The organism is Leptolyngbya sp. FACHB-711, assembly GCF_014695615.1.
Classification (GTDB): Bacteria; Cyanobacteriota; Cyanobacteriia; order Elainellales; family Elainellaceae; genus Leptolyngbya_A.
The window spans coordinates 1-2,753 of the sequence record NZ_JACJOR010000579.1 but is presented as its reverse complement, the minus strand read 5'-3'; the positions used below and the strand labels follow the sequence as shown (position 1 = coordinate 2,753).

2 protein-coding genes are annotated in these 2,753 nt (G+C 46.5%); both read left to right on the top strand.

The window, feature by feature from the left end:
• Positions 1 to 428 precede the first annotated feature (428 nt).
• Complete coding sequence (locus H6F80_RS28430; protein WP_190794877.1) at positions 429 to 965, top strand: phage tailspike protein; 537 nt, start codon at positions 429 to 431, stop codon at positions 963 to 965.
• Positions 966 to 967: 2 nt separating this feature from the next.
• Positions 968 to 2,341, top strand: a complete 1,374-nt coding sequence (locus tag H6F80_RS28425) for a glutathionylspermidine synthase family protein (RefSeq protein ID WP_190794876.1) — start codon at positions 968 to 970, stop codon at positions 2,339 to 2,341.
• The last annotated feature ends 412 nt before the right edge of the window (positions 2,342 to 2,753 follow it).

Genomic DNA, 2,753 nt, shown 5'->3' with positions numbered 1-2,753 from the left:
CTGAAATTTCTGAGACTGCGTACATTATGGCTGATATTTTCTTTAATCTGCCATCGAAATGCTGACCGAAATATCTGTTTAAGATAGGATCGACGATCGCATTATTAGCCTCAATGTCATCAGGGTGAGGAGAATAATACCTGGGACTAAGATACCAGATTAGACAATATAAATCAGCCCGATCGTCAAACTCTGGCTCTAGCGGATAAACTGCATCACAGGCTTCATAAATGGTTTTTGCGACACAACCTGCTGGCTTGCTTTAATAATCTTTAGGGATTGGTTCTCTTCCAGGTGTAGTCTAAACTTACCCCTGTTGAAGTGCGGAACGCTTCCTAAATTCCTTCAAGCGAGTATCTTCTAGCCCCTTAAGCCGGCTGTGTCGAAAAATTGGTGAATAGTAAGGTAAGCCTAGCGTATATCCTATTATGGTTAAGAAATATTTGCGCTTTCTGATTTACGGCTCTCTTGGATTAATCACTGCGCTTTACCTCAGCGGATGTGAAGCTTCGATTCCAAAAGATACGCAAGTGTATGAAGTAAACGGTGCCAAGGTCTGCGATTATCAACAGCGCACGCCTGCCTTCCAGGACGATTGTAATAACAACAATGGTTCTTCTGGCTACTACTACAACCCCGGTAGCTCCACCATTTTCTACCGCAGTGGAACTGGAGATCCAGTTGTTGTGGAACGAAATGTTCCTCGATATCAAACGAACACAGGCGGTACAGTTCCTCTAAAAGCCCCGGTCATTACAAATCAATCCGGTAGTCCGTTGATGAACGGCGATTCGGTAATCACATCAACTTCAAGGAGCACTTCAACAACGATCAATACAACTCCCGTTCGTTCCACCGCCTCATTTGACGCACCGGGCGTTGGCAGGGTCAATGCTGGAAAAACAACCAGTGCCAGTCGAGGACTCAGCTTTGGTCGTAGTGGATCTAGAGGAGTTGGAGGTTAGACATGAAATCACTACAGGATGCTCTAAGTAGCCAATCAAAAAAACAGTTCTTCGATCGCTTATCTGAGGAAGCGTATTCCAATCTTCCCGCTGACGTTCTAACTTTGTTCGAAGGAAGCGACAAAGATCATCGACCCTATCTTGTCTTTGACCCGCTGGTAGTCAGTTCTAATTTCTGTCAAGCCATCCGAAAAGCGGCTGAAGAATTTTGGGCACTTTCCACGTCAACCGCTCAGATTTTCCAAAATTTGACAGATATAGAAATTTTAGAATGGGGTTATCCTGAGGATTATGTTCCTCAGTTCCTGGCATGCAACACTCCCGCTTTAGAAATGCGGCTAGATATTGCTGTCAATCCCATCGCTTTCAGTCAAGGTCAGTTTCAGCTAAGCGACTTCAAAGTACTGGAAGCGAACGCTGCGACACCGGGATTCTGGGCAGAGACATTCGTGTTCAACACGCTGATTGCCGAGCATTTTGGATATCAGTGTCCAAACAAACACTTGGGAGAGGTTCAGACCCAGGACTTTGTTCAGTACCTTAAGAAGGCTTTCCCAAGTTATCGACACGGGAAGGATGTGGTCTACTTTTCCTTTCCGTATGCTGGAGCGCATGAGGATATTCTGTCGTTCGATGCCAGAATAGGATACTTCCAGCAGCTTGGCGGCAAGGCTAAATTTCTATACACTGAGGACTTGGTGATTGAAACAGACATCGCCAAAAACGTTGCCCTGAAGACACCGGAGGGTGATGTCGTTCAATACCTGTTTCTTCACTATCCCAACGAATGGCTAGTTGAAGATACGGGTGAAATGGTTAGCGACCATGACTTTAGCACCATTCCTGCGGCAAGACCATGGGACTATCTTCAGCAGCTTGTGCTGGAGCATCAGCTTTATCGGGTGCCGCCCATCCGGTCTGAAGTCATTCAAAATAAAGGTTTCTTCGCATTCCTGTGGGAAGGCGTTCACTCGGATCGCTTTGATCCGGACACCCAACACTGGATCAAAACGCTCATTCCTCAAACCTACTGCACCTATGAAGAGGCAAAGTCTCATCAGCTAGGACAGGTGTGGGAAAAGCCCATCTACGGTCGAGAAGGGGCAGGGATTGTTCTGTGGGAGGACAATGAAGCAGTGATCGATACCTATGACCCCAGCTTTGATGATAAGGACTGGTATAAGAACATGTTGGCGGTTTATCAGGAGGACTGCCCAATGCCCACTTACTCGTTTGAAGATGAATCGCTATTGCTGATGTTTACCGTTTACCTGTCATCAACAGGTCGAGCCACAGGCATTGGCTGTCGCGCTGTACCGCAATCTAAACGGGTAATTGATGCAAAGCAGGGCTTGTGGATTCCCGTTGCCCTGTAACCTCATCCCTCCGAGTTCACTCCAATGAACACTCATCACACCCCTCAACCGCTATCTGATACTCAGACCCAAACGATCGCTACGGCGGTTTGTTATAACTGGTTGTGGGTTTTGCATAAAAGTTGATAGGAGAGATTGAATAGCAAGGCCAAGTTGAGCTTTTAAAGGAACAGAACGATCGATTAGGATCGATTTCCTGCTACTCTTGCCCATATTTCTGACTTCAAAGCACGACAACTCTGAGTCTCTATTGCCGAGACCTCAAAAGGGATGAATGACAAATGGGTTAACCCTGGCAGAAATGCCGCAGATTGATCAGAGTGTAAGCCAGAGTTTTCAAGGCATAGTGCAACTTGCTGATCCGCTCGAAGCGCAGCAATAAGCGCTTGAATTTATCCTCCCAAGCGAAGAC